Source organism: Embleya sp. NPDC005575 (genome assembly GCF_040605455.1).
GTDB lineage: Bacteria > Actinomycetota > Actinomycetes > Streptomycetales > Streptomycetaceae > Embleya.
This window is the reverse complement of sequence record NZ_JBEXCV010000139.1, coordinates 1-23,528: the sequence shown is the minus strand read 5'-3', so window position 1 is coordinate 23,528 and position 23,528 is coordinate 1. Positions and strand designations below refer to the sequence as shown.

The 23,528-nt window shown below is 72.3% G+C and carries 17 protein-coding genes and 5 pseudogenes; 13 read left to right on the top strand and 9 right to left on the bottom strand.

What is annotated here, in order from left to right; all coding sequences use genetic code 11:
* Positions 1 to 101: 101 nt before the first annotated feature.
* Positions 102 to 947, top strand: a pseudogene (locus ABZS54_RS33065) (D-2-hydroxyacid dehydrogenase family protein); the annotation flags it as partial.
* A 136-nt stretch (positions 948 to 1,083) separates the two neighbouring features.
* On the opposite strand, the gene ABZS54_RS33060 reads toward ABZS54_RS33065, so the two are convergent.
* From ABZS54_RS33060 to ABZS54_RS33045, 4 genes are all read right to left on the bottom strand, one after another.
* Positions 1,084 to 1,875 (bottom strand): methyltransferase domain-containing protein, encoded by a 792-nt coding sequence (locus tag ABZS54_RS33060; RefSeq protein ID WP_355544549.1) that lies wholly within the window; start codon positions 1,873 to 1,875, stop codon positions 1,084 to 1,086.
* A 45-nt stretch (positions 1,876 to 1,920) separates the two neighbouring features.
* Positions 1,921 to 3,153: an ABC transporter substrate-binding protein gene (locus ABZS54_RS33055; protein WP_355544546.1), complete on the bottom strand. Its 1,233-nt coding sequence runs from the start codon at positions 3,151 to 3,153 to the stop codon at positions 1,921 to 1,923.
* 217 nt (positions 3,154 to 3,370) lie between these two features.
* Positions 3,371 to 3,883 (bottom strand): hypothetical protein, encoded by a 513-nt coding sequence (locus tag ABZS54_RS33050; RefSeq protein WP_355544543.1) that lies wholly within the window; start codon positions 3,881 to 3,883, stop codon positions 3,371 to 3,373.
* A complete protein-coding gene (locus ABZS54_RS33045; protein WP_355544541.1) occupies positions 3,880 to 6,186 on the bottom strand; it encodes a nitrate- and nitrite sensing domain-containing protein in 2,307 nt (768 codons plus the stop codon). Before ABZS54_RS33045 ends, ABZS54_RS33050 begins: the two co-directional genes overlap by 4 nt.
* A 1,171-nt stretch (positions 6,187 to 7,357) precedes the next feature.
* Here ABZS54_RS33045 and ABZS54_RS33040 point away from each other — a divergent pair.
* Positions 7,358 to 7,870 (top strand): DoxX family protein, encoded by a 513-nt coding sequence (locus tag ABZS54_RS33040; protein WP_355544538.1) that lies wholly within the window; start codon positions 7,358 to 7,360, stop codon positions 7,868 to 7,870.
* A 31-nt stretch (positions 7,871 to 7,901) separates the two neighbouring features.
* On the opposite strand, the gene ABZS54_RS33035 is transcribed toward ABZS54_RS33040, so the two are convergent.
* Positions 7,902 to 8,138, bottom strand: coding sequence for a helix-turn-helix domain-containing protein (locus ABZS54_RS33035; protein WP_355544535.1), 237 nt, complete (start codon positions 8,136 to 8,138; stop codon positions 7,902 to 7,904).
* Positions 8,139 to 8,153: 15 nt separating this feature from the next.
* Here ABZS54_RS33035 and ABZS54_RS33030 point away from each other — a divergent pair.
* The 3 genes and pseudogenes from ABZS54_RS33030 to ABZS54_RS33020 all read left to right on the top strand — a co-directional run.
* Positions 8,154 to 8,308 (top strand): annotated as a pseudogene (locus ABZS54_RS33030) (agmatinase); the annotation flags it as partial.
* Between the two features lie 3 nt (positions 8,309 to 8,311).
* Complete coding sequence (locus tag ABZS54_RS33025; RefSeq protein ID WP_355544552.1) at positions 8,312 to 8,446, top strand: arginase family protein; 135 nt, start codon at positions 8,312 to 8,314, stop codon at positions 8,444 to 8,446.
* Between the two features lie 45 nt (positions 8,447 to 8,491).
* Positions 8,492 to 8,860: pseudogene (locus ABZS54_RS33020) on the top strand (aldo/keto reductase); the annotation flags it as partial.
* A 311-nt stretch (positions 8,861 to 9,171) separates the two neighbouring features.
* Here ABZS54_RS33020 and ABZS54_RS33015 read toward each other — a convergent pair.
* A pseudogene (locus tag ABZS54_RS33015) lies at positions 9,172 to 9,522 on the bottom strand (fibronectin type III domain-containing protein); the annotation flags it as partial.
* Between the two features lie 310 nt (positions 9,523 to 9,832).
* Here ABZS54_RS33015 and ABZS54_RS33010 point away from each other — a divergent pair.
* The 4 genes from ABZS54_RS33010 to ABZS54_RS32995 all read left to right on the top strand — a co-directional run bounded on the left by ABZS54_RS33010 (position 9,833) and on the right by ABZS54_RS32995 (position 13,972).
* Positions 9,833 to 10,357 (top strand): PadR family transcriptional regulator, encoded by a 525-nt coding sequence (locus tag ABZS54_RS33010; RefSeq protein ID WP_355544532.1) that lies wholly within the window; start codon positions 9,833 to 9,835, stop codon positions 10,355 to 10,357.
* Positions 10,354 to 11,079 (top strand): ABC transporter ATP-binding protein, encoded by a 726-nt coding sequence (locus tag ABZS54_RS33005; protein ID WP_355544529.1) that lies wholly within the window; start codon positions 10,354 to 10,356, stop codon positions 11,077 to 11,079. Before ABZS54_RS33010 ends, ABZS54_RS33005 begins: the two co-directional genes overlap by 4 nt.
* Entirely contained in the window at positions 11,076 to 13,343 is a 2,268-nt protein-coding gene (locus tag ABZS54_RS33000) for an FtsX-like permease family protein (protein ID WP_355544527.1), read from the top strand. Before ABZS54_RS33005 ends, ABZS54_RS33000 begins: the two co-directional genes overlap by 4 nt.
* A gap of 104 nt (positions 13,344 to 13,447) precedes the next feature.
* Complete coding sequence (locus tag ABZS54_RS32995; protein ID WP_355544524.1) at positions 13,448 to 13,972, top strand: hypothetical protein; 525 nt, start codon at positions 13,448 to 13,450, stop codon at positions 13,970 to 13,972.
* A gap of 127 nt (positions 13,973 to 14,099) precedes the next feature.
* Here the strand turns inward: ABZS54_RS32995 and ABZS54_RS32990 are convergent, their stop codons facing one another.
* A complete protein-coding gene (locus tag ABZS54_RS32990; protein ID WP_355544521.1) occupies positions 14,100 to 15,272 on the bottom strand; it encodes an aminotransferase class I/II-fold pyridoxal phosphate-dependent enzyme in 1,173 nt (390 codons plus the stop codon).
* 242 nt (positions 15,273 to 15,514) lie between these two features.
* On the opposite strand from ABZS54_RS32990, the gene ABZS54_RS32985 reads away from it, so the two are divergent.
* The 4 genes and pseudogenes from ABZS54_RS32985 (at position 15,515) to ABZS54_RS32970 (ending at position 20,007) form a co-directional block, all read left to right on the top strand.
* A complete protein-coding gene (locus ABZS54_RS32985) occupies positions 15,515 to 18,019 on the top strand; it encodes a CRISPR-associated endonuclease Cas3'' (protein WP_355544518.1) in 2,505 nt (834 codons plus the stop codon).
* A gap of 237 nt (positions 18,020 to 18,256) precedes the next feature.
* The gene (locus ABZS54_RS32980) at positions 18,257 to 18,406 is read left to right on the top strand and encodes a hypothetical protein (RefSeq protein ID WP_355544515.1); all 150 of its coding nucleotides are present in this window, start codon (positions 18,257 to 18,259) and stop codon (positions 18,404 to 18,406) included.
* A gap of 224 nt (positions 18,407 to 18,630) precedes the next feature.
* A pseudogene (locus tag ABZS54_RS32975) lies at positions 18,631 to 18,800 on the top strand (chitinase); the annotation flags it as partial.
* 400 nt (positions 18,801 to 19,200) lie between these two features.
* A complete protein-coding gene (locus tag ABZS54_RS32970) occupies positions 19,201 to 20,007 on the top strand; it encodes an alpha/beta hydrolase (protein ID WP_355544512.1) in 807 nt (268 codons plus the stop codon).
* Between the two features lie 61 nt (positions 20,008 to 20,068).
* On the opposite strand, the gene ABZS54_RS32965 is transcribed toward ABZS54_RS32970, so the two are convergent.
* Both ABZS54_RS32965 and nhaA read right to left on the bottom strand, forming a co-directional pair.
* Positions 20,069 to 21,274, bottom strand: a complete 1,206-nt coding sequence (locus ABZS54_RS32965) for a methyltransferase domain-containing protein (protein WP_355544509.1) — start codon at positions 21,272 to 21,274, stop codon at positions 20,069 to 20,071.
* 260 nt (positions 21,275 to 21,534) lie between these two features.
* Positions 21,535 to 23,421, bottom strand: coding sequence for a Na+/H+ antiporter NhaA (nhaA, locus tag ABZS54_RS32960; protein WP_355544506.1), 1,887 nt, complete (start codon positions 23,419 to 23,421; stop codon positions 21,535 to 21,537).
* Positions 23,422 to 23,528: the final 107 nt, after the last annotated feature.

Here is a 23,528-nt window from a genome sequence, read left to right as displayed (position 1 = left end):
CAGCTTCGTGTACTCCAGGACCGGGTGGTAGCGCATCCCGAAGCCCGAACTGACCGACGCGCGCACCGGGTAGGACAGCGCGCCGCCTTGCGTCGCCCGACCACGTGAGTGACACCGAGGCACTGGTCGAGCGACTGGCGCCGTTCGACGCGGTGATCGCGATGCGCGAACGCACCCCGTTCCCCGCCGACCTGCTCGCCCGACTGCCCGGACTCCGGTTGTTGATCACCACCGGCATGAACAACGCCGCGATCGACATCGAGGCGGCCCGCGCCCGCGGCGTCACCGTGTGCGGTACGCGCCTGCTGCCGCATCCGGCGGCCGAGCTGACCTGGGCGCTGATCCTCGAACTGGCCCGGCGGACGGGCGCGGAGGAGGCGAGCCTGCGCGCCGGCGGCTGGCAGCGCGGCGTCGGCCTGGACCTCGCCGGCTCCACCCTGGGCCTGATCGGTCTCGGCAAGCTGGGCGCCCGGGTGGCCACGATCGGCGCCGCGTTCGGGATGCGGGTGCTGGCCTGGAGCCAAAACCTCACCGCCGAGCAGGCCGCCGCGGTCGGCGCGACGGCGGTCGACAAGGAAGAGCTGTTCCGCGAGGCCGACTTCGTCTCCGTACACGTGCGCTACAGCGAGCGGACCAGGTCCCTGGTCGGCGCCCGCGAACTGGCCCTGATGCGCCCCGCCGCGTACCTGGTCAACACCTCGCGGGCGCCGATCGTGGACCACGCGGCGCTGCTTGCCGCCCTGCGCGAGGGCCGGATCGCCGGCGCGGCGCTCGACGTATACCCGGTGGAGCCGATCCCCGCCGACGACCCGATCCTGACCGCCCCGAACACCATCCTCACCCCGCACATCGGCTACGCGACCCAGGGCAACTACACCCTCGCCTACACCGACGCGGTCGAGGACATCACCGCCTACCTCACCGGCAAACCGGTGCGCGAACTGTAGGACGCGCGAGCAGAGGCATGCGCGAGCGACACCGCCGCGAGCGATGGCGCGTGACCCGGGGTGAGCCTAGTGCGCGGTCGGCCGATCCGGTTCTCGGCCGCCCCGTGTTCGAGGCGACCGAGATCCGGGCGGGGCGTCAGCGGGGGTCGGGCTTGGTGCCGATCGTGGACATCAGCCGCCAACCGGTGGTGACCAGACCCGGCTGGGCGGCGACCTCCTGGAAGCGGTCCAGGAGGCCCTCGTCCACGCCCAGCGCGATCAGTTGCGCCCGGAGCTGGCGGGCGTTGCACGCGTACAGGCGGTGGGCGAGGCCGGGGCCGGCGCAGTCCGCGTCGGAGCGGGTCACCCGTACGTCGATCAGCCCCGCCTCGACGAACGCTTCCTTGGTCGCCGCCGCCCATTCCAGGTCGGCGCCGCGACCGCGCAGGACGGCGAGGATGCCCGCCACGACCTCGGTGAAGACCTTCTCGTCGGCGGGATCGGCGCAGGCCAGCACGCGCGGCGGTTCGGGGCAGTACCAGTCCTCGATCACCAGCACGCCGCCGGGCTCCAGCACGTCGACCAGGCGCGCCAGGATGGCCCGGCGCTCGGGTATGTGCAGCAGGACCAGCCGCCCGTGGATGCCCCGGTAGGGCCGGCGCGGCAGTTCGTCGGTGCGCAGGTCCAGCGGGAAGGTGCGGATCGGCGCGCCGTCGGCGGGCGCGGGGACCGGACGCGCGTCGAGGTCGGTGGCGTGCACGACGCCGGTCGGGCCGATCCGGCGCGACAACTCGCGGGCGATGCTGCCCAGGCCGTGGCCGATCTCCAGCCACTCCTGGCCGGTCGGGTCGTCGAGCGAGTCCAGCACCATGCGGGTGCTGGGGTCGAGCAGGTCCTGCAGGGTTTCCAACTGGAAGGTGATGTCGTCGGCTTCGGCGAACGCGTACAAGAGCGACTCCTCGCGTGGATGGACGAAACGTTGGGGACGCACGGATCAGCCGCCGAGGACGGCGAGTTGCTCGACCGCCACGTTGGCCCGCTTGGGCCCGTCGTTGCGCACCTCGAAGCGGTACCACTGCTGCACCGGCGAGTGGGTGGCCGGGTTCAACTGCATCGCTCCGCGTGGACTGTCGATCTGTCCGACGTTGCCCAACGCGGCGTTCACCGCCTCGGGCGTGAGTGTCTTCTTCTCGGCGCGGACCGCGGCGATGGCGGTGTCCAGCGAGCGGGCGATGTCCCACGCGGCGACCGCGTAGATGGTCGGGCTGCGGTCCGGGTGGCGTTGCTGCCAGGCGGCCACGAAGGCCCGGTTCGCCGGGTTGTCCAGGTCCGCGCCGTAGGTGGCGAACGTGGTGATGCCCGCCGCGGCGTCGGCCTGGGCGTCGAGTTGGCGGCCCTCGGTCAGCGGCCCGCTGCCGTACAGCGGGAGCTTGGCGGCCTCGGAGGCCTTGTACTGCTTGACGAAGTCGACCGCCGCGGTACCCGCGTAGAACGCGTAGACGGCCTTGGCGCCGCTCTGCGCGATCTTGTTCAGGTAGGGCAGGAAGTTCTGGGTGGCCGGGAACGGGGTGAAGGTGGTCTTCCCGTCCGGGTTGGCCAGGGTGCCACCGGCCTTGGTGAACGACTCGGTGAAGCCCTTGAGTTGGTCCCAACCGCCCTGGTAGTCCGGGCCGATCGCGTAGACCGGACCGCTGACGTGTTCCTTGACCCAGGGACCGGCGGCGGCCCCGGCCTCGTAGGACTGGGTGTTGAACGACCAGACGTGCGCGGTGAGTTTGGGATCGGGAAACTCGGGCCGGCCGGCGACGCCCATCAGTGCCGTGTTGTTGGCGGCCGCGATCGGCAGCACACCGGCCACGCTGCCACCGCTGACGATGCCGGTGATGGCCAACACGTTCTGTTGCTTGACCAGTTCGGTCGCGGCCGGGACGGCGGTCGGCGGACCCGCGCCCTCGTCGCGCACCACGATGTCCGCCTTGAGCCCGCCGAGCTTGCCGCCGTGCGTGTCGCGGTACAGCTCCAGGCCCGCGCGGGTGTCCTCGCCCACCGCGGCGTACGGGCCGGAAGAGGGGGTGAGCAGGCCGATCTTGGCGACGGCGTCGGATCCCTTGCCCTTGTCGTCGCCGGCCGCACTGCCCGAGCACGCCGACAACACCAGGAGTAAGCCGGTGGCGATGGCCAGGGGGGTGCGAGTGCTTCGGATCCGTCTACGTGTGATGCTGCGCATGTCCGTCTCTCTCTCGGCAGGTTCGGCGATACGGGGTACGAACTCCGGATGGGACTGCCGGCTGGGTCGCGCGACGATGCGCGACGCGCTCTCGGGCCGCGCGCGGGCCGGGCGTGGCGGATGCGCCGGGGCGGCCGGTGGGCCGGGCGCGTGGATGCTCCGGACGGCCGGGGCGGATGGCCGGGTCGTCCGGGACGGGACAGCCGGGTGCGGGGGATCAGAAGACCCGACTGGGGGCCGGCATCCGGGTGGGTTGTGGCTGGAGACCGCGACCGCGCGCGAGCGGGGTCAGCGACGGGCCGACCCGCTCCATCAGTGCGTGCATCGCCCGGATCAGGTTGCCGACGTCGGCGTTCCAGGTGGTCGCCACGATCAGCGCCGAGGGGTGCACCTGTCCGTCCGGGCCCGGGCTGGTGTTGCCCATGGTGAGCAGCAGGCCGTGCTCGGCCTGCGACATCAGCACGCTGACCGGCCCCAGGCCCATCAGGTCGGCGCTGTAGTCCTGCATCAGCAGGGCCCCGGGTGCGCTCGACGCGATCTTCTCGGCGGTCGCGATCCACGCCGTCTGCGCGGCCTCGTCGGCACGGATGCGACCGGGCAGTGCGGCCTGGGCGACCAGCAGCGAGTCGCCGCTGGCGGCGACCGCGTGCAGGATGTCGGGGGCGTGGTCGTGCACGAACTGGCGCATGAAGTCGTCGAGCACGCTCTGGTCGACGGCGGGCTCGGTCATGGGGATTCCTTGGGGGTCCGGGTGAAGGGCAGGTCACGGGCGCCGCGCCCGAACGAGGCGGCGGCGGCGCTGGCCTGCGCTATGTCACGGGTGGGTGGGGCGGTACGACGGAAGTGGGTCGCTTGCGCCGTCCGGCGTTCGCGGCGGGGCAGGCCCTGCGCGGTCAACTCGGGCGCGCAGTCCGCGGGCAGCGGGCCGCCGGCGATCGGGCCGGTGGCGCCAGGATCCGCGCCGGGGGCGTGCGGGCCGCTGCCGTTGGCGCCGCTGTCGTTCGGGCCGACGCCGTTTGCGGCGGCGCCGTTGAGGCCAGACCCGAGGGCGATCGGCCGCGCGGGGCCGGACGGTGGTGCGGGCGGGCGGGCGACGTGCTCCACCCGGCGTCGGTGCCGGCCCACCGAGGCGATGATCGTGTGCGGCAGCACGATCTCGACGACCGTCCCGCCGTCCGTGCCCGGTTGCAGTTCCACCTCGATGGCCAACGGGCGGGCCTGGAGCGCGACCACGGTCAGCCCGGTCTGGCGCAGCGAGGGCAACGCGTCCAGGTCGGCGCGCAGTCGGCGGTTGAGCAGCTCCGGGTCGCGATGGCCCACCCCCTGGTCTCGCACCCGCACCAGGACGCCCGCCTCGGTGCGTTCGGCGGTGATCTCCACCTCGTGCCGGCCGGAGAACCGGGCCGCGTTGTCGACGATCTCGCCGAGGATCTGGGTCACCGCGCCGACCGTGTCGCCGGCGAGCGTGACCGACGTGGGAATGCCCTTGAAGGCGATATCGGGCAGCCGCTCGTAGTTGGTCACCCGCTGGGCGCCGGCGCGGACCACCTCGTACAGCGGGGTGTCGGGCCACAACCGGGTCGGCGGCTGCCCGCTGAGCACCGCGATCGAGTCGGCGAGTCGCTTGGTGCCCTCGTTGCCGTGGTCCACCTCGAAGACGGTGCCCAGTTGATCAACCGTCAGGTTGGAGGCCTGGAGCCGGTCCAGGGCGCTGCTGACCCGGCTGGTCTGCACCCGGATCCGCCGGGCGACGTCGCCGAGCGCGTCGTTGTACTCGCGCTGGGCCAGCACCAGCGACGCGCTGTGTTCGACGGTGCTGTAGGCGAGTTGGGTCAGTGCGCGGGCCAGATCGGCGATCTCGTCCGCACCTCGCTCGCGCTTCGGCTGCGGGCCGAGCATCTTGACCGCGTACGCCCGACCGCTCTCGTGCGGGGCCAGCGCGTCGCGGCGACGCAGGTCGGCCTCGACGGCGGGCAGCGTCTGTTGGGTCATCACGGTGACCCGCTCGGCCAGGGTCTGCAGGCGGCGGTGCAGCAGGCGGCCGAGCCAGGCCGCGGCCGCGGCGGCGGCCAGCACCGCGCCGATGAGCACCGCGCCCTGGACGCCGGCCAGCCACCACCGGTCGCCGGTCACGTCGGCCACCTCGCGGGCGACGTCGGTGTCGGCCCGCTGCTCCACCGACCACAACCGGTCGGCGCGTTCGGCCAGGGCGGCGCGCCAGACGTCGGCTGCCGGCGTGTCGCGGCCGAGTGCGTCCTCGGTCTGGGCGACCCGGATCATTTCGGGGCCGGCCAGCGCCCGGGCGAGCCGGTCTCGCCAAGCGCCGGGCGCGGTCACCGCGAAGCCTTCCAGGGCCTGATCGTGCGCGGCGCGGGCGGTGGAGGCCGCCTTGAGCACCGGACCGCCCAGCGGACCGGCGCCCAACGAGCGCAGCACGGTGACCTGTTCCTGGCCGAGCGCGGCACGGGCCTGGGCCAGCGCGGTGATCGCGCGCAGGCGGCCGGCGGTGCCGGTGGACACACCCGGATCCAGCGCGACCCGGGCGCGCAGGTCCACGGTGGTGCCGATCCAGGCCCAGTAGCGCACGGCCGCCGCCGAGGTGGCCACACCCCGCTGGTCGACCTGGGTGCGCAGGCCCGGCAGGCCGCGCAGCGCGGTGTCCACGGCGGCCAGCGCGTCGCGTTCGGCGGTGGAGGCGGGTTCCAGGCCGCGGCGGCGGTCCTGGTAGCGACGTACGGCGGCCTCGCTCGCGTCGATCGCGGTGCGGTAGTCGGCGCTGGTGATCGGGCCCGGGCCACGGGAGAGCAGGGTCACCGCGGCGGCGCTCTCCGCCTGGAGTCGGCGACCCACCTCGCCGGCGTCGGCCGAGACGCCGACCAGATCGTGCGCGTGGTCGGCGGCCTGGGCCTGTTCGACCATCGCCAGGATCGCGGATCCGGCGAAGAAGACCATGCCCGCGGAGGGCACGACGACCATGAGGGTGATCAGGCCGCGTACTCGTGGGCGGATCCGGGCGGCGAGCCGGGCCCGCAACGGGGGACGCGGCGCAGACGTTGCGCCCGCGGGGCCTGCGCCGGTGGGGCCTTCGCCGTCGTGGCCTGCGCGCGTGGCGCCCACGGCGGGGCCTGCGTTCGTCGGGTCCGTGCCCGTCGGGCCCGTGCCCGCAAGGCCGGTGTCGGTGGAGCCTGCGCATTGGGAGCGGGAGGGACGCATCTTCATCCGCGTTCGCTCCCCGGACCGGGTCGGCGGAGCCGACTGGACGCGAATGGGCGTGCTGCTGGCGAGAGTTGCGGACGGGTGCTCGCAGCGGTACTCGCAGGCCGGGCGGCGCGAGCGGGGAAGTGCCGGTCGCCGCGACCGGATCGGGCCGCGTCGGCGACGTGGGGAGGACGGCGGAGTAATCGCAACACGGGCTGGGATCCCTGAACGATGGTCGGTGGGAGGGGATATACGACGGCGGTGGACCCGAGGGGCGGTCCGCTCGGGTCGGACGCGGTCCACCGGGCGCGTGACCGGCCTCCCGTTGCCGGCCGCACCCGCTGTCGGCGTGGGCGATGTCCGAGTCGGCCGCACCGTATGCGACCGGAGCCCCCGGTAGCGGCACTTCCGCTTCCGTTTCGGAAACGGTCCGATCGCCTTGCGCCGGCAAGCGATTCGGACCGGTCCGGAGCCTCGCTCGGCGGGTGCCCGCACGCGCGTCATGAGTGATCGGCAGCGGAGCGCATGGGCTAGCTCGGGTGCGGGCGCCGGCTCATCCGAGGTGAACTCCCAGCCACAGCATCGCTGTTTGCATGCCGAGATGGCGTCCTCGGACAGCGCGCCGACCGTTCCGGGATCGTTCGGCCGCGAGCCTTCGACGCAAAAACGCCCATGAACGGATCACTCCTCGCAAGGGTGTGCGGGGTCGACCAGGAAACGCCCGATCGCGGGTAGGGCAACTGTTCGCATCGGTGCGCACACACACTGTCCCCGCGAATCCACCGGACGTCAAACGAAACTCGGGTGTCGTTGCGCCCCTGTTGCAACTCTCACTTCGAGCGCCGGCGCCGCGATCGGCGAAGGGTGCTCGGTTCGCCCGACGGTGTCCACTCGGGCTCCTTGCCACTTTGTGCCGGTTGCCGAGCACGGCATTGTCCGTGCGGGGATGACCTGTCGAAACTGGTCTGGACCAATCTCCCGCCCTCCGTCCCCCAGGAGCCGTCCGATGTCACCCGTTCCGCACGCCGTCATCGAATCCGTCAAGCCTCATGTATTGGGCCTGTTCCGTATCGTCGTCGGACTGCTCTTCACCTGCCACGGCACCGCCTCGTTGTTCGGCTTCCCGGACAGCGGACGGGGCACCCTGTCCGCCGGCACATGGCCCGGCTGGTACGCGGCTGTCATTCAACTCGTGGGCGGCGGAATGGTGTTGCTCGGTTTGGGCACCCGGGTCGCCGCGTTCGTCTCGTCCGGATCGATGGCCTACGCCTACTTCACCGAGCACCAGAAACTGGACCTGTGGCCGATCCGGAACGGTGGAGAAGCCTCCGCGATGTTTTGCTGGTCGCTGCTGTTGATCGTGGTATTCGGCTCGGGCAGCTTCGCGCTGGAACGACTGTTGGCGTGTGCCGGTGCCGATACCTCGACCCCATCGACCCCATCGACCCCATCGACGTCGTCCGCCGAGTCCGCGCCGGCAGCGCCGGCTGTGCCGAGGGCGCGAAAGGTCGTCGGGTAGCGGCGGGCCGGCGCCTGGGGATGGGGCACGATCAACCCGGACTGTCGCGGCGGATGCGGGCCGCCGGCCACGGATCGAAACCATGGTCGCCGTCCTCCGGGCGCCGGCCGGTCAGTCGCATCGCCTTGTCCACCCGATCACGCACGGTGTGCAGACGCACGTCCAGGCGGCGGCTCGTCGCGTCCCAGGACCCGCCGGTCTCCAACCACGTGGCCGGTGTCGCGACCGACCCGCCGCCCGGATCGGCCGCGTCGATCGGCCCCGGCACCGAAAGGACCGAGCGATGACCGGCGCTCCGCAGGGCCTCATCGACGCCACGCGCGTACCGTGCTTCGCGGGACTCGCCACCTTCGCGCGCCTGCCGCGCGCCGGCGAGGTCGAGTACGTGGACGTCGCGGTGGTCGGGTCCCGTTCGACAGCGGCGTCAGCCACCGACCGGACGTGGTCGGTGCGGACATCGTCGAGGTCGCGCCCGCCTACGACCATGCGGAACCGACCGGCATCGCCGCCGCGCACGTGGGCTACGAACTGCTGTCCGTGCTCGCCCGCAACCGCCGTGACAGCCTGTCCGGCTGACCGGACGCACACCCGGTCCGGCCCTGCGCGGAAGGCGCGGAGGCGCTGTGCGCCGACCAGGGGGTCGGCGTGATCCCATGGAGCCCGCTGGCCCGGGGTCGACTCACTCGCGACTGGGGCGCGGACAGCGCACGCAGCGAGACCGACGAGTTCGGGAAGACCCTGTACGGCGAGGCGGATCGGCCGATCGTCGAGGCGGTCGCCGCGATCGCCGAGGAACGCGGCGTATCGCGCGCCCAGGTGGCGCTGGCCTGGATCGCGAGCCGGCCCGGGGTGACCGCGCCGATCATCGGCGCGGGCAAGCCGACACACATCCAGGACGCGGTGGCGGCGCTGTCGCTGACCCTGACCGAGGACGAGATCGACCGTCTCGAACAGCCGTACACACCGCGCTCGGTCGCGGGTTTCGCCTGATCGGTCACGGCGCCACGAGTGGGCGCAAACGTGGCGCCCACTCGTGCGGTCCCGTGCCGAACCTGCGTCCGCTGCCCTCGTCGGCCCGTCGCCCGCTCTCGTCTACGTGCATCGCTCTCGCTCGCATGCGTGCGCCGCTCTCGCTTGAGTGCGCTGCTCTCGTTTGCATGCCTTGCTCCCCCTTGCGTGCGCCGCTCTCGCCGCGCTGCCTGCCGCATCCGAGTCCGCCCGCTTTCACCTGCGCCCGCTGCTCTCGGTCGCATCCGCTGCTCTCGCTCGCGCCCGCTGCTCTCGCTTGCGTGCGCTGCTCTCGGATCGCTCGCCGGGTCCACGGTGGTCACCGTGGCGGGCGGGCCGAGCGGGCCGAGGTTGCCTCGGGTGTCCTTGGCCCGGACCGCGTTGGTGTACGCGGTGGCCGGGGTGAGGCCGGTGCGGGTGGCAGAGGCGGTCGGCACGGTCGCGACCGTGGTGCCGCCCGAGACCACCTCGTAGCCGGCCACCGGGTAGTCGCCGCCGGTCGCGGCGGTCCAGCCGAGTGCGATCGAGTGCGCGGTGACGGTGGTGGCGTGCGGTGCGCCGGGAGCCGAGGGCGGGACGTCGGGCGAGCCGTCGCACTTGTCGCCGTTGACGGTGCAGTGAGTGGGCGGCCCGGCCGGGCCGTTGCCGAATGGGACACCAACCGCGACCAGGCAGCAGTCGCCAGGGCGAATTGGTCTGGACCAAAAAGCCCATTGGAAGGTAAGCGGTCTGGACCAAAACGTCAACAGTTGATGTTCGCCGGACCGCCGGGTGCATCCGGAACGCGCCGTGGACCGCTGCCAGCTCGGATCGGGGGCCGATTTGAGAGGTCACGTCAGCCGCGGCTCGGCGCGGGGGCGCGGGATGTGCAGCGGCTGGGTGCCTTCGGTGCGCGATCGGTGTGCCCTCCGAGCGTATAGACGCGGTGTATACGCTGAGCGTATATTCACGGCCATGAGTGTTCCTCTTACCCTGCTGGGCCTGCTGGAGCGGGAGCCGAGTCACGGCTACGACCTCAAGCGGGACTACGACACCTTTTTCGGACGGGGCAAGCCGCTGTCCTTCGGTCAGGTCTACGCCACGCTGGGGCGACTGTCCCGGGACGGCAAGGTCGTGGTGAACGAGTCGGAGGCCGGCTCCGGACCGGACCGCAAGCGCTACGTGATCACCGAGCAGGGGGCGACCGAGTTCGAGGCCTGGCTCGGCGAACCCGTCGAAGCCGAACCGCACCTGCAGACCGTGCTGTTCGCCAAGGTCGTGCTGGCCCTGATGCTGGACCGCGACGCGCAGGGCTACCTCGACGCGCAACGCGCCTCGCACATGCGGCGGATGCGCGAGCTGCTGGAGATCAAACGGGCCGGCAACCTGATCGACGCGCTGCTCGCCGACCACGGGCTGTTCCACCTCGAATCCGACCTGCGCTGGATCGACCTGACCGCCGCCCGGCTGGACGCACTGTCGGCGGCGGTGCGCTCGTGAGCGCGGCCGGCGACCCGACCGCCCGGCCGGCCGATACCCGCCCCGTGATCGAGGCGCGCGACGTCGTATTGTCCTTTGGCGAGACCCCCGCCCTGCGCGGTGCGAGCCTGGCCGTGGCCGCCGGCGAGGTGCTCGCCATCATGGGCCCCAGCGGTTCTGGCAAGACCACCCTGCTGCACTGCCTGGCCGGGATCCTCACCCCCACCGGCGGCGAGATCCACTTCGCGGGCAACCGCGTCGACACGATGACCGAGACCCAACGCAGCGTGCTGCGCCGGGATCGTTTCGGCTTCGTCTTCCAGTTCGGCCAACTCGTCCCGGAACTGACCGCCGAGGAGAACGTCGCGCTCCCGCTCCTGCTCGGCGGCACCCGCCGGGCCGCGGCGCTCCAAGCGGCCGGCACCTGGTTCGAGCGCCTGGACCTGACCGGACTCGAGCGCCGCCGTTCCGGCGAACTCTCCGGCGGCCAAGCCCAGAGGGTCGCCTTGGCCCGCGGTCTGGTGGCCCGCCCGGAAGTCCTGTTCGCGGACGAACCGACCGGCTCGCTCGACTCGCTCACCGGCGAACACGTAATGGACCTGCTGGTCGGCGCCGCCCGCGAACAGGGCACCACCGTCATCGTGGTCACCCACGAACCCCGCGTGGCGGTCTACGCCGACCGCGAGGTCATCGTCCGCGACGGCAAGGTCGGCTCGTTCTCGGTCACCGGGGTGGGCCCGTGATCGCCTTCAGCCTGCGGCTGAGCCTGCGCGCCGGCCGCGAGGCGGCGGTCCGTCTGGCCATCACCGCCGGAGCCGTGGCGCTGGGTGTCGGGCTGCTCCTGGTCACCCTGGCCGGCATCAACGGTGTGCAGGCACAGAACGCCCGCTACGCCTGGCTCAACTCCGCGGTCCCCGAGGCTGCCGCGCGGCACACCCCGCCGTCGTCCGAGCCGCTGTGGGCGACCCTGATCACCGACACCTACCGCGGCAAGACCATCACCCGGGTCGACGTCGCGGCCACCGGGCCCCGCTCGCCGATCCCGCCGGGCATCGCGCATGTGCCCGACCCCGGCCGGTACTACGTCTCGCCCGCGCTCGGCGACCTGCTGCGCTCGGCGCCGGCCGACCAACTCGGCGCCCGCTATCCCGGCGAACGCGTCGGCACCATCGGGGATGCGGCACTGCCGTCGCCGGACTCGCTCATCATCATCATCGGGCACACCGTCGACGAACTCGCGCAGGCTCCCGGTGCGGCCCAAATCGACGCCATGTCCACCATGACGCCCGGCAATTGCTCCACATGCCTGCACGGCACCGACAGCAACGGCATCATCCTGATCCTCTCCGTCACCTCGGCCGCGCTGCTCTTCCCGGTGCTGATCTTCATCGGAACCGCCACCCGGTTCGCCGCCGCGCGTCGCGAACAGCGCTTCGCCGCGCTGCGCCTGGTGGGGGCGACGCCCCGGCAGGTCTCGGTGGTCTCGGCCGTCGAATCCACGGTGGCCGCCGTCGCGGGCACAGCCGTCGGCTTCGCGCTGTTCTTCCTCTTTCACGCGCCACTGGCGCAACTTCCCTTCACCGGCGAGCGGTTCCACACCGCCGACCTGTCGCTGAGCGCGCGCGACATCCTGGTGGTCGCGCTCGGCGTCCCGGTCGCGGCGGCGATCGCGGCCCGGCTCGCGCTGCGTCGGATACGCATCTCCCCGCTCGGTGTGAGCCGGCGCGTCACCCCACGCCCGCCGCGCGCCTACCGGTTGATACCGCTCGTGGCCGGGATCGCCGAACTCACCTACTTCATCGGCCGCCGCCCCGAGAGCACCAGCGGCCAGTCCCAGGCGTACCTGACCGGGATCCTGCTGATGATGATCGGCCTGATCGTGGCCGGCCCGTGGCTGACCATGATCGGCGCCCGGCTGCTGGCAAGGCGAACCAACCGCACCGAGACGCTGATCGCCGGACGGCGGCTCGCGGACAACCCGCAGGCTGGTTTCCGGGCGATCAGCGGGCTCGTCCTGGCCCTGTTCGTGACCAGCACCGCGATCGGGGTGATCACCACGTTCGTCGCCGAACGCGGCGGCGAGCGGGATACCGCGGCGTCCAGGAGCACGCTGGTGGCCGACTTCACCGGGGGATGGACCTCGACCCCCGGGGTGCCGCGCGCGACCCTGCCGCCGATCCCCGAATCGGTCCTGGCCGGGCTGCGCGCGCTGCCGGGCGTTCGGGGTGTGAGCGTGGTGCACGCGAATCCGCTGGGCACCACGATCGACACCGGCGGCTCGCGGCCGATCGTGGCCGCGCTGATGTCGTGCCGGGAGGCCGCCGCGGTGCAGGGCTTCGGCCGCTGCGCGGCCGGTGCCGAGGTGGCCCAGGTCCCGTCCTACTTCGCCATCGACCGGAGCGGACCGGACCCGGACCAAGCCGCCGGCTGGCCGGCCGCGCCGCTCACCTCCGAGCGACTGCGGGACGTACCCGTGCAGGTGCTCGTGGTCGGCACGACCGGGTCGCAGCCGGTACTCGAACGGGTGCGCACCGCACTGACGCTCGCCTTCCCCCGGCAGGCTCCGGCCCTCACCGGCTCCGAACGCCACCGCCTGGGCGACGGCAAACTGCTCGACGGCTACCGCCGCTTGGCCGACGTGGTGATCGTGGTCAGCCTGTGCATCGCCGGTTGCAGCTTGGCGGTGAGCGTGATCGCCGGACTCAACGACCGCAAACGACCGTTCAGCCTACTGCGCCTGGCCGGCGTGCAACTGGGCACGCTGCGCCGGGTGATCGCCCTGGAGAGTGCCATACCGCTGCTGATCAGCGCCGCGGTGGCGATCGGGGCCGGTTTCCTGGCCGCCGAACTGTTCCTGGAGTCCCAACTGCACTACACCCTCCAGCCCCCCGGAGCCGGCTACTACCTCACCGTCGCCGCCGGCCTGATCGGCGCACTCGGCGTGATCGCCTGCACGCTGCCCCTGCTGGCCCGGATCACCGGACCGGAGACCGCCCGCAACGAATGACCCGCACCACACCGCACCGGAGCGGCCCACGGCCCGCGAGCCGGGCGGTTGCACTACCGTGCTGTCCGGCGGGGTGGGCGGATCATCGGGAACGGAAGCGGACGTTGAGCGAGGAAGAATCGAATCGGCCGACAAACTCCGACGCGGTGGAGGCGCGGATCCGGGCCGGACACGAGCTGCGCACCGAGCCGCATCCCGACCGGGCCGGGCACCCCGACGCCGAGGCCGAACCCGACACCGCCGCGGTGCTCGCGTGGTGTACGTGCCTGCTCTGGCGCTCCCGCCTGCCGTGGCCCGCGCACGAGCACCGGCGCGCGTTCGAGGAGCACCTGGCCCAGGTCCGCCGCGCCGCCTCGATTCTGCCCGCCGGCCTGCTCGACGGCCGCTTCGCGTGTCTGCCGTGCGCGGACGAGGGCGCCGCACTCGCGGTCGCCGGGAGCTGGATCGACCTGGGCAGCGGACGCAGTCGGCTGTTCCTGGACGGCAGCGTGGTGGTGATCGCCTTCGCAGACGTACAGTTCCCCACCGAAGTCGCGCTGTGGGCGCTGCGCCACGACCACACCGATGCGTCCGCCGTGTACCTCCTGCACGCCCTGGAGTACGCGGCCCGGCCGCGCCCGCCGCAGTGAGGGCGCGGCCGGTACACCGACGGCGCGCGGCTTCGGCAGCGGCGGCCGAGGCCGCCGGGCCGGCCGCACCCGCGTCGAACGGCCGCACCCGCGTCGAACGGCCGCACCCGCGTCGAACGGCCGCGGCTCAGATCGAGGCGGCCATCCGGCGGACCGCCTCGGTGACGATGTCGGGATGGGTGGCCAGATTGAACCGGGCGTGTCCCGCACCGCCGGTGCCGAAGCCGGTGCCGCAGGTCAGCGCGACCCGGCCGCGATCGAGGAAGTGCGTCGCCGGGCTGTCGCCCAGGCCCAGCTCGCGGCAGTCCAGCCAGGCCAGATAGGTGCTCTCGGCCGGGACGTAGCGCACGCCGGGCAACTGCTCGGCGAGCAATCGAGCCAGCAGCCGTCGGTTGTCGGCGAGCCCGGCCAGGAGCGCGTCGAGCCAGGCCACGCCGTCGCGCAGGGCCGCGGTGTGCGCGATCACCCCGACGTGGCTGGGACCGTCCGCCACCTCCACGGGCAGCCGGGCCAGGTCGTCGGCGGCGGCCGGGCCGGCCACGGCGAGCGCGGCCTTGAGGCCGGCCAGGTTCCAGCCCTTGGACGCGGACATCAGCGACAGGCCGTTCTCAGCGCCGGGCACGCGCAGGTAGGGCACGAACACGTCCGGTGGGGCGAGCGGCGCGTGGATCTCGTCCACCACCACGCGCACCCCGTACTCGGCGGCCAGCGCGGCCACGGCGGCCAGTTCCGCCTCGGTGTGCACGGTGCCGGTCGGGTTGTGCGGGCTGCACAGCAGGTAGGCGACCCGTTCGCCGGCCGCGGTCGCGGTGCGGAAGGCCGCCTCCAGGACCTCGAGATCGATCCGGTGATCCATGCCGAGCGGGGACTCGACGATCTGCCGGTCCATGTGTGTGACGAACATGAAGAACGGCGGGTAGACCGGCGAGTTGACGATCACCCGACCGCCGGGGTCGGTGACCAGCTTGAGCATCTCGACCACGCCGAGCATCACGTCCGGCACGATCGCGGTGCGCTCCACGGCGAGGGTGTGCCAGTCCCAGCGCTTGGCCGCGAAGTCGGCCAGGGCCCGGGCGTAGCCGGTGCCCGACGCGTAGCCGGTGTCGCCCAGGCGGACCGCGTCGATGATCGCCTGGGCGATCGGCTCGGCCAGCGGGACGTCCATCTCGGCCACCCACACCGGAAGCACATCCTCCGGATAGGCCCGCCACTTCTCACTGGTGCGTTGCCGCAGCACGTCGAGCGAAAGCACGCGCAACGGGTCGACGTTCTCGGCTATGTGCTCCGGCAGACTCTCCATGCGTCCCACGATAGGCGACGGACCCGGCGAGGCCGGCGGACGCCGCATCGGGTCCCACGAACGCACGTAGAGCGAAATGGGCCGGGTGCCCGGGTCGACCACGAGTGGCGACAGCCGCCGGCCGGGGCGCGGATCGCATCCACGCGGGTCGGGTCGGGGGATATGCCCACCGATGTCGGTACGGGCCGGCAGGATGCTCGGTGTCCGGCTGTGTGCCGGGCGTCGGGGTGCGGGGGTACCGGATGGCTGAGCGTTCTTTCGTCGAGTTCGTGCGTACGGCGACGGGATCGCCGCCGTACGCGTACCAGGAGATGCTGGCCGCGGACGAGCTGCCGCAGGTGTTGTGTGCGCCTTCCGGTTGTGGGAAGACGGTCGCGGCCGTACTGCCCTGGTTGTGGCGGCGGTTGGCGCATCCCAAGCGCGCGGTACGCCGGGCCACCCCCGGCCGGCTGGTCTATGTGCTGCCGCTGCGTTCTTCGACCGAGTACACCCATCGCCTCGTCGTCGAGTGGATCGAGCGACTCGGTCACGGCGCCGACGTCGACGTGCAGGTGCTGTCCGCCGGAGCCGAACGCGAGGCCGACGACTGGCAGGTGCGGCCCGCCCGCCCGGCCGTCTTCGTCGGCACCCAGGACGTGGTGTTGTCCCGGCTGCTGATGCGCGGACACGGTGAATGGCGGGCGTCCTGGCCGCTGTCCTTCGGACTGCTGCACGCCGGCACGCAGTTCGTCTTCGACGAGCCGCACCTGATGGGCCCGGGGCTGGAGACCTCCGCGCAACTCCAGGGGCTGCGCGACGAGTTGGGGACAGTCGGCGGCTCGGCGACGATGTGGATGTCGGCGCTCGCCGATCCGACCCGACTGGGCACCCCGGATCATCCGACGGTCGCCCGGGTGGTGAACGCGCTCGACCTGCCGATCGGCGCCGAGTTGGCCCGGCGCCTGGACGCGGCGCGCACCGTCGAGTTCGCCGCCATGCCCACCGACGCCGAATCCTACCCGGCGGCGGTGGCCGCCGAGTTGCTCCGCCGACACCGACCCGGCACGCGCACACTCGCGATCGTGAACACGGACGAACGGGCGTGTGCCGTATGGGCATCGCTTGAGCGGCTCGTGGTCGGACGGGCAGCCGCGCCCGAGCTGCTCGGTCTGCACGCGCTGCTCCGCCCGGCCGAACGCGCCGCCCTGGTCGAACGATCGGCCCGGGTGCCGGCCGCGGCCGGACAGATCGTGGTGGCCACCCAGGTCGTGGAGGTCGGCGTCGACATCACCGCGCGGGTGCTGCTCACCGAGGTGGCCTCGTGGTCGGCCCTGGTGCAGCGGGCCGGGCGATGCAATCGGGACGGCCGGGAGCAGGACGCGCGCCTGCTGTGGGTGTGGCCTCCGACGGACGGGCCCACCGGGACGCACCACGCGCCGTACTCGGAACCGGATCTGCGCCGCGCGGCACGGGCGCTGATCGGCCTGGAGGGGTGCGCGGTGACCGGCACCCGGTTGGCGCGGACGCCGATGGGCGCGGAAACCCCGGTGCGGCACGTGCTGCGGCGCGCGGACCTGCTGCGGCTGTTCGACACGTTGCCGGGCACCGACTCGGAGGTCGAGAGCGCCTACGAGGTGGCCCGATGGGTTCGCGACGATGCGGATCCGCACGTCGCGGTGACCTGGCGACACTGGCCGAACGGCCGTCCCGGGGAACGCGAACCGTACCCGCGCCGGGTGGAGATGTGCCCGGCGCCGGCGAGCGAGGTGGCCGTCGCATCGGCCCGGCAGCCGGACCGGTGGTGGACCTTCGACCGGTCCGGCGGCGGATGCCGGCCGCTGACGGCGGACGACCTGCGGCCGGGTGCGGTGGTGCTGGCCGCCGCCGCGGCCGGTTGCTACGACACGGCGTCGGGCTGGGCATTGCACCACCCCGGTCCGGTGCCGGTCGTCCCGCTCGACGACGCACCGCGCGCGGCCGAGGAACCGGCGCTGCCGTGTGCGCAGCGCTGGGTCGACCTGCCCCGGCACCTGGCCGACGTCGAGCGTGATGTGCGGCTGGTGGCCCAGGAGTTGGCCGAGACCGGCTTTGTGATCCCCGGGCACCTGGTCGAATCGGCGGCCGTCGCCGGGCGATACCACGACCTGGGTAAGGCGCATGACGCGTTCCAGGCGATGTTGTGCGACGACTGCCCGCCCGGCGCCGAACCACCGGGCCCGGGCCCGTGGGCGAAATCGGGCCACAACGGGGGCCGCCATACGCGAGCGCACTTCCGCCACGAACTGGTCTCCGTGCTCGCCCTCCTGCACCCGGACGTACACCTGCTGAACGACGCGGCCGACGCCGAACTGATCACCTACCTGGTCGCCGCCCACCACGGGAAGGTCCGAGTGACGGTGCGGCCGATGCCGGACGAGGCCGAGCGCACCGTGCCGCGCGTGCTCGGCGTCGAGGTCGGCGACCGGTTCGGCCCCGTCGAGTTGCCAGGCGACCGGCGGGTGCCGGCGATCGTGCTGGACCCGACGGTGCTTTTCGCCGACAACGTCGGGGACGGCCTCCGGGGCCGGGTCGGGTCCGGTCCACCGGCCGACGTCGGTGCCCGGGCGGATGTCGCGGGTGGTCCTCCGCCCGGTGCCGCAGGCCGGTCGGCGGCCTGGACCGAGGGGGTGTTGCGGCTGCGCGACGCTCCGGGTATGGGGCCCTTCCGACTCGCCTTCCTGGAAGCCCTGGTCCGGATCGCGGACCGCCGAGCCAGCCGCTCCTACTGACTGCCGCCACGTCGCACCGACCCGCCCGCGCCCAGTGCCGCCGCAGCTTGGCTACGTGCCCCCGAAACGGACGGCATGGACGAACGATTCCGCCGCACGCACCCGGTCGATACGGGCCACCTCACCCGACACGGCCCGGTCCTCGGCGCGGGCAGCCAGGGTTCGAGGGCGGCTCGGTCGGCGGGAACGGTTCGATCGTGGTCGTAGTGCCGGCTGCTCGCGCCGCCGCCCGAGCACGTGGTGCGGCTGCTCGCGGCGGGCAACGCGCACCAGGAGGTCACCGACCGGGTGGCCCAAGCCATCGACACCCCGGCCGACTTCGAGAACTTCCTGTACGAACCGGACCGGACGGACGCCTACCTGCGTCAGGTCGCCGCGCGGGCCTGACCGGCGCACGAAGAGCGCGGCCGGCGACGGCCGGCGACGGCCGGCGGCGTCGGATCGGTGGCCTCGGCACGAGGTTCGTTGGTCGATCGGTCACATCGGAGCGTCGGGTGCCGGGGCCGGGCCTCCCATACAGGCGCACAGGCCCCGGAACACCCCTTCGCGCGGGCCCGATTCAGTGGGTCCTGCTCGTCACCCGACTCGGCAGCCGGCCCGACACGCGCCCGATGAAGAAGTACGTGGACAACGGTCGGCTGTGGTGGCTGAACATGCAGTATTACAACGGCAACATGTACGGCTGCTCCGGCGACTCGTACTCCGCCCGCACGGTCGCCGACACAAGCGAATGCCATTCGTGACACGAACAATAATAGTTCGTACTACGAATAGTAGAGTCGAGCCTCGATCGGCGACTGGCTCACGGTCGCGATCGCGGCCCCGGGCGGGCGGTGCGCCACCCGGTCGGTGTCGATGAAGCCGGGAGCGGTCGAGGCGATACCGCGATCCGATGCGGGGCAGGGCCACCGTCGGGACTCAAGTCCCGTCGATCTGCAACTCGACGAACACGTCCGGATCGAACGGGACCCAGCGGGCCGGACGGTCGCTGCCCACGATCCGCAGCCGGGTTTCGGCGCGCGCTCGGGCGGCTGTGGTGACACAGTGGCGGTAAAGGATCTTCGAGTGGCCCGGTCGCAGGCGCGACCGGCGGGACGAGCGGCGTCGTCGTACCGCCGCCCGCCGTGAAGGTCGTCTCCGCGGCGGTCCCCGGATCCAGCCATTGGCGAGCGAGGCGACCCATGACGACCAAGCGCACACCGGTGCTGTTCATCCATGGCTTGTGGCTGCACTCGACCAGTTGGCGGTCCTGGGCCGAGCGGTTTCGCGAGGCGGGGTACGAACCGCTGATGCCGGAGTGGCCCGGCGTTCCCGCCACGGTCCTGGCGGCCCGCAGGCAGCCGGAGCAGCAAGGCGGCGTCGGGCTCGCGGAGATCTCCGAGGCGCATGTCCGGGTCATCCGGGAGTTGGCCTCCCCGCCGGTCCTCATCGGCCACTCCGTCGGCGGCTTCATCGCCCAGCAACTGTTGGGCGAGGGACTCGCCGCGGCGGCGGTGGCGATCTGTCCCGGCCGGATCAAGGGGGTCAAGGTCGGTCCGGCCCAGGCGAAGTCGACGTTCGCGTTCCTGCGCAACCCCGCCAACACCCAGCGCGCGGTGTCGCTGAGTCAGGCCCAATTCCGCTACGCCTTCGCCAACACCGTCTCCCTCAAGGAGTCCGAGGACCTGTTCGCGGCGTGGACCATCCCCAGTCCGGCCCGGCCGCTCTTCCAGTTGGCGCTGGGCAACTTCACCCCGAACTCGGCCGCGAGGGTGGCCACCGGGAACCAGTCCCGCGGACCGCTCCTGCTCCTGTCCGGGAAGCTCGACCACAGCGTGCCCGACGTGCTGACCCGCGCCACCTTCAAGCAATATGGCAAGTCCCGTGCCACCACCGAATATCGGTGTTTCGACGACCGGGGCCACTCGCTGATCGTCGACCGGGGTTGGCCCGACATCGCGGAAGCCTCCCTGACCTGGCTCGCCGACGCGGGCCTCCCGCGGGCCTGACCTGTGGCAGGTTCTGCTCGGCCGCAGTTCCTGACCTGCGGTGGCGGGCACGTCGGGCCGGTCAACCGGCCGTGGGCGGTGCCCAATCGTGGGCCGGGGCGACGAGGGGCTGCTCGGGGGTGCGGTACCACGGTTGTTGTTCGACCGTGTCGTCGGCGGCGAGGCGTACGGTGAGGCCGAAGTCGTGGATGGTGGGGCGACCCTGGGAATGCCACCAGTGCCAGGTCGCCTCGACCTCGTCCCACAACCGGCGGGGGCCGGATTGGCGAATCGTGGGCGGGTCCTTGACAGCGAAGTGGGCGGCGGCGATCGAGTGGCCGCGGCCGGTGTCGGCGCCGTAGAGCCACAACGTGCCGCCGAGTGCGCCGTGCAACACCGGTCGGGCCAGGCAGTCGGGCACACACAGGCCGAGCACCAAGGCCACCGGGTCGAACGGGCCGCCCACCACGTCGTCGTAGCCGAGTGTGGTGGTGGCCGGATGCGCGTAGGCGGCCCAGTCCTCGGGGAGCGCGGCTCCGCCGTAGCGGCCCCAGTGCGGGTGATGCGCGCGCAGCTTCATGAACGCGGTGGCCAGCGTGAACGGCCCGCGGGCGGCGCGCCGATCAGCGTCGACGACCAGGCGCAGCGCGCAGTCGCCGCTGCCGTAGTCGGTGCCCCACGGGAGCACGATCACCGCGCCGGGCGCGGCCTGTTCGACCCACGCCGGCGGCACGCGCCGCACACCTGCGGTGACTTGGATCCGCTCGTACGGGCCGCCCGCCGGGTGGCCGAGCGTGCCGTCGCCGGTGATCACCTCGACGAGGTCGCCGAATCCGGCGGCGGCCAGGTTCTCCCGGGCCCGGTGGGCCAGTTGCGGGTCGACCTCGATCGAGGTCACCCGGCAACCGCGCGCCGCCAACAGGCCGGCGCTGTAGCCGGTGCCGGTGCCGACCTCCAACACCCGCATGCCCGGCGCCGCGTCCAGGTCGTAGAGCATCTCCGCGAGCGTGGACGGCGTGGACGCCGACGAGGTGGCCAGCCGCCCGGCGGTGGCGCCGGTGTGCCGGCCGTCGTCCCACTGGGTCACCAGCGCCCGATCCGAGTAGACCGCCCGGCGCCATGCCTCCGGATCGCGATCGCGGTCCAATGGCGCGTCGCTGTCGTCCGGCCAGATCCGGGCGGGGACGAAGTCCTCGCGGGCCACCATGCCGAACACCGATTCCCAGCCCGCCGGAAGCACGTCCTTGCCCTTCAGCAGGGCCGTGAGTGTGTCGGGCCCCACCGTCATGACACGAACCGTCGATCGGATAAGACGGACTGACCGGGCATCGTGGACCAACCTTTCCGAAGAATGACTACTCACCGCACCCTAGAAACCCCGAAGCGTAATCGTCAAGGCGCCAAAGGAACTTGCCGTGCCAACGAAGCAACACCCGGGGGAGTGCCCGGATCCGGGCTATCGATCACGAGGTCGGGCCGGTCACGACAGCGCATGGCGCCGGCCTTCGGCGCGATGAACCGGCCGAAGTCGATGTACGGCCGGCCCGCTCAGCGGTCCATCAGCGCGCGTTCCTTGGCCGCGTGTACCGCGGCGGTGAGCCCGCCGATGTCGTACGGGCCGTGGTGTCGGCGGCCGTTGACGAAGAACGTCGGGGTGCCGGAGACCCCGCTCAAGTCGGCCGACTCCTCGTCCTCGGCCACCCGGTCGGCGCCGCGATGGGTGCGCAGCGCGATCCGGAACTCCTCCACGTCCAGCCCCAGCGTCTGCGCGTGGGCGACCAGATCGCCAAACTTGAGCGCGTCCTGGTTCTCCAGGAGATGGTCGAGCATCTCCCAGAACGCGCCCTGCTCGGCGGCGGCTTCCGCGGCGATCGCGGCCAGCCGGGCCCGGGGGTGCACGTCCGGCAGCGGCAGGTGGCGCCAGACGTAGCGCACGTCGCCGAAGTCGGTGAGCAGTTCGCGGACGACCGGCTCGGCCAGACCGCAGTAGGGGCATTCGAAGTCGCCGTACTCCACGAGCGTCACCGGGGCGTCGATCGGACCGCGGATGTGATCGCGCTCGGGATCCACCGGCGCCGCCAGGTCGATCAGACTCTGGGCGGTGCCCAGCAGCGCCCGCGAGCGGGCCGGGCGCGGCATGGCGGCGATCACCAACGAGACCAGCCAGGTCACCACGAACGAGCAGACCACGGCACTGAGTACGCCCACCTTGGCCTCGTCGAGCCGCTCGCCCTCGAAGGCCAGCGTCGCGATCAGCAGCGATACGGTGAAACCCACTCCGGCGATCGCGCCGCCGCCGACCACGGCACCCCAGCCGACCGGCGGGCGCAGTCGACCGCGACTGAGCCGGGTGGTCAGCGCGGCGGTGCCGATGATGCCCACCGGCTTGCCCACCACGTAGCCGAGCAGGATGCCCAGCGTCACCGGCGAGGTGAAGGCCCGGGAGATCAGCCCGGCGTCGAGCGTGATGCCGGCGTTGGCCAGCGCGAACAGCGGCACGATCACGTAGCTGGTCCACGGGTGGTACATCCGCTGGAGGCGCTCGTTCGGCGACAGGGCCGCCGCCATGCCGAGTCGGGCGGTGCGTTCCAGCTCCGGTGTGGGCTGCTCGCGGAACGAGCGGAACAGTCCGGTGGCCCGCTCCAGTTCGGCCCGCGACGCCGGGTAGGCGAAGGTGAGCAGGCCCATCACCAGGCCGACCACCACCGGGTCCACACCCGACTTGAGCACCGCCACCCAGGTGATCACGCCGAGCACGCCGTACGCGCTGCCGCGCCGCACCTTCGCGGTGCGCACCAGCACGATCACCGCCAGCATCGCCAGCGCCACCAGGAGCGCCGGCACGTCGATGTGATCGCTGTAGGCGACCGCGATCACCACCAGGGCGACGAAGTCGTCCACCACGGCGACGGTCAGGATGAAGGTGTGCAGCCGTCTGGGGAAGCGGCTGCCGAGCAGCGCGAGCATGCCCAGCGCGAAGGCCGTGTCGGTGGACATCGCGGCACCCCAGCCGTGCACCGAGGATTCGCCCGCGTTGATCACCAGGTAGATCAGCACCGGCACGGCCATGCCGCTGAGGCCGGCCAGCAACGGCAGGGTCAACCGGCGCCGTTCGCGCAGTTCGCCCATGTCGAACTCGCGCCGGGCCTCCAGACCGACCACGAAGAAGAACAGCGTCATCAGACCGCTGTTGACCCACTCGCGCAGATCCAGGGACACGCCGGAGTCGCCGAGCCGCACCGACAGGTGGGTGTGCCAGAGTGATTCGTAGGAGTCGGCACCGATGTTCGCCCAGGCCAGGGCGATCAGGGTGGCGGCGAGCAGCACGGTCGCGCTGCCGCTCTCGGTCCGGATGAACGCCCAGCGCGCGGTGCGTGCCCCGCCCTCGTCGAGCGACTGGCCGGACAGACCCTCGTCGCTGGTCGGCTGCGTCATGCGGATGCTCCCTGTGTGCGTGCCGCGCTTCCCGGCGGAAGCGCATCAGAGGATATCGGCCGGCGTGCACCGAATGATCATTCGCCGCCCGCCGCCCGCCGCCCGCC

What these genes read in the sequence shown, in the direction of transcription:
- ABZS54_RS33055 (WP_355544546.1), bottom strand. Translation starts at nt 3,153, where the DNA reads ATGCGCAGCATCACACGTAGACGGATCCGAAGCACTCGCACCCCCCTG.
- ABZS54_RS33050 (WP_355544543.1), bottom strand. Translation starts at nt 3,883, where the DNA reads ATGACCGAGCCCGCCGTCGACCAGAGCGTGCTCGACGACTTCATGCGC.
- ABZS54_RS33040 (WP_355544538.1), top strand. Translation starts at nt 7,358, where the DNA reads ATGTCACCCGTTCCGCACGCCGTCATCGAATCCGTCAAGCCTCATGTA.
- ABZS54_RS33010 (WP_355544532.1), top strand. Translation starts at nt 9,833, where the DNA reads ATGAGTGTTCCTCTTACCCTGCTGGGCCTGCTGGAGCGGGAGCCGAGT.
- ABZS54_RS32990 (WP_355544521.1), bottom strand. Translation starts at nt 15,272, where the DNA reads ATGGAGAGTCTGCCGGAGCACATAGCCGAGAACGTCGACCCGTTGCGC.
- ABZS54_RS32985 (WP_355544518.1), top strand. Translation starts at nt 15,515, where the DNA reads ATGGCTGAGCGTTCTTTCGTCGAGTTCGTGCGTACGGCGACGGGATCG.
- ABZS54_RS32970 (WP_355544512.1), top strand. Translation starts at nt 19,201, where the DNA reads ATGACGACCAAGCGCACACCGGTGCTGTTCATCCATGGCTTGTGGCTG.
- ABZS54_RS32965 (WP_355544509.1), bottom strand. Translation starts at nt 21,274, where the DNA reads ATGACGGTGGGGCCCGACACACTCACGGCCCTGCTGAAGGGCAAGGAC.
- nhaA (WP_355544506.1), bottom strand. Translation starts at nt 23,421, where the DNA reads ATGACGCAGCCGACCAGCGACGAGGGTCTGTCCGGCCAGTCGCTCGAC.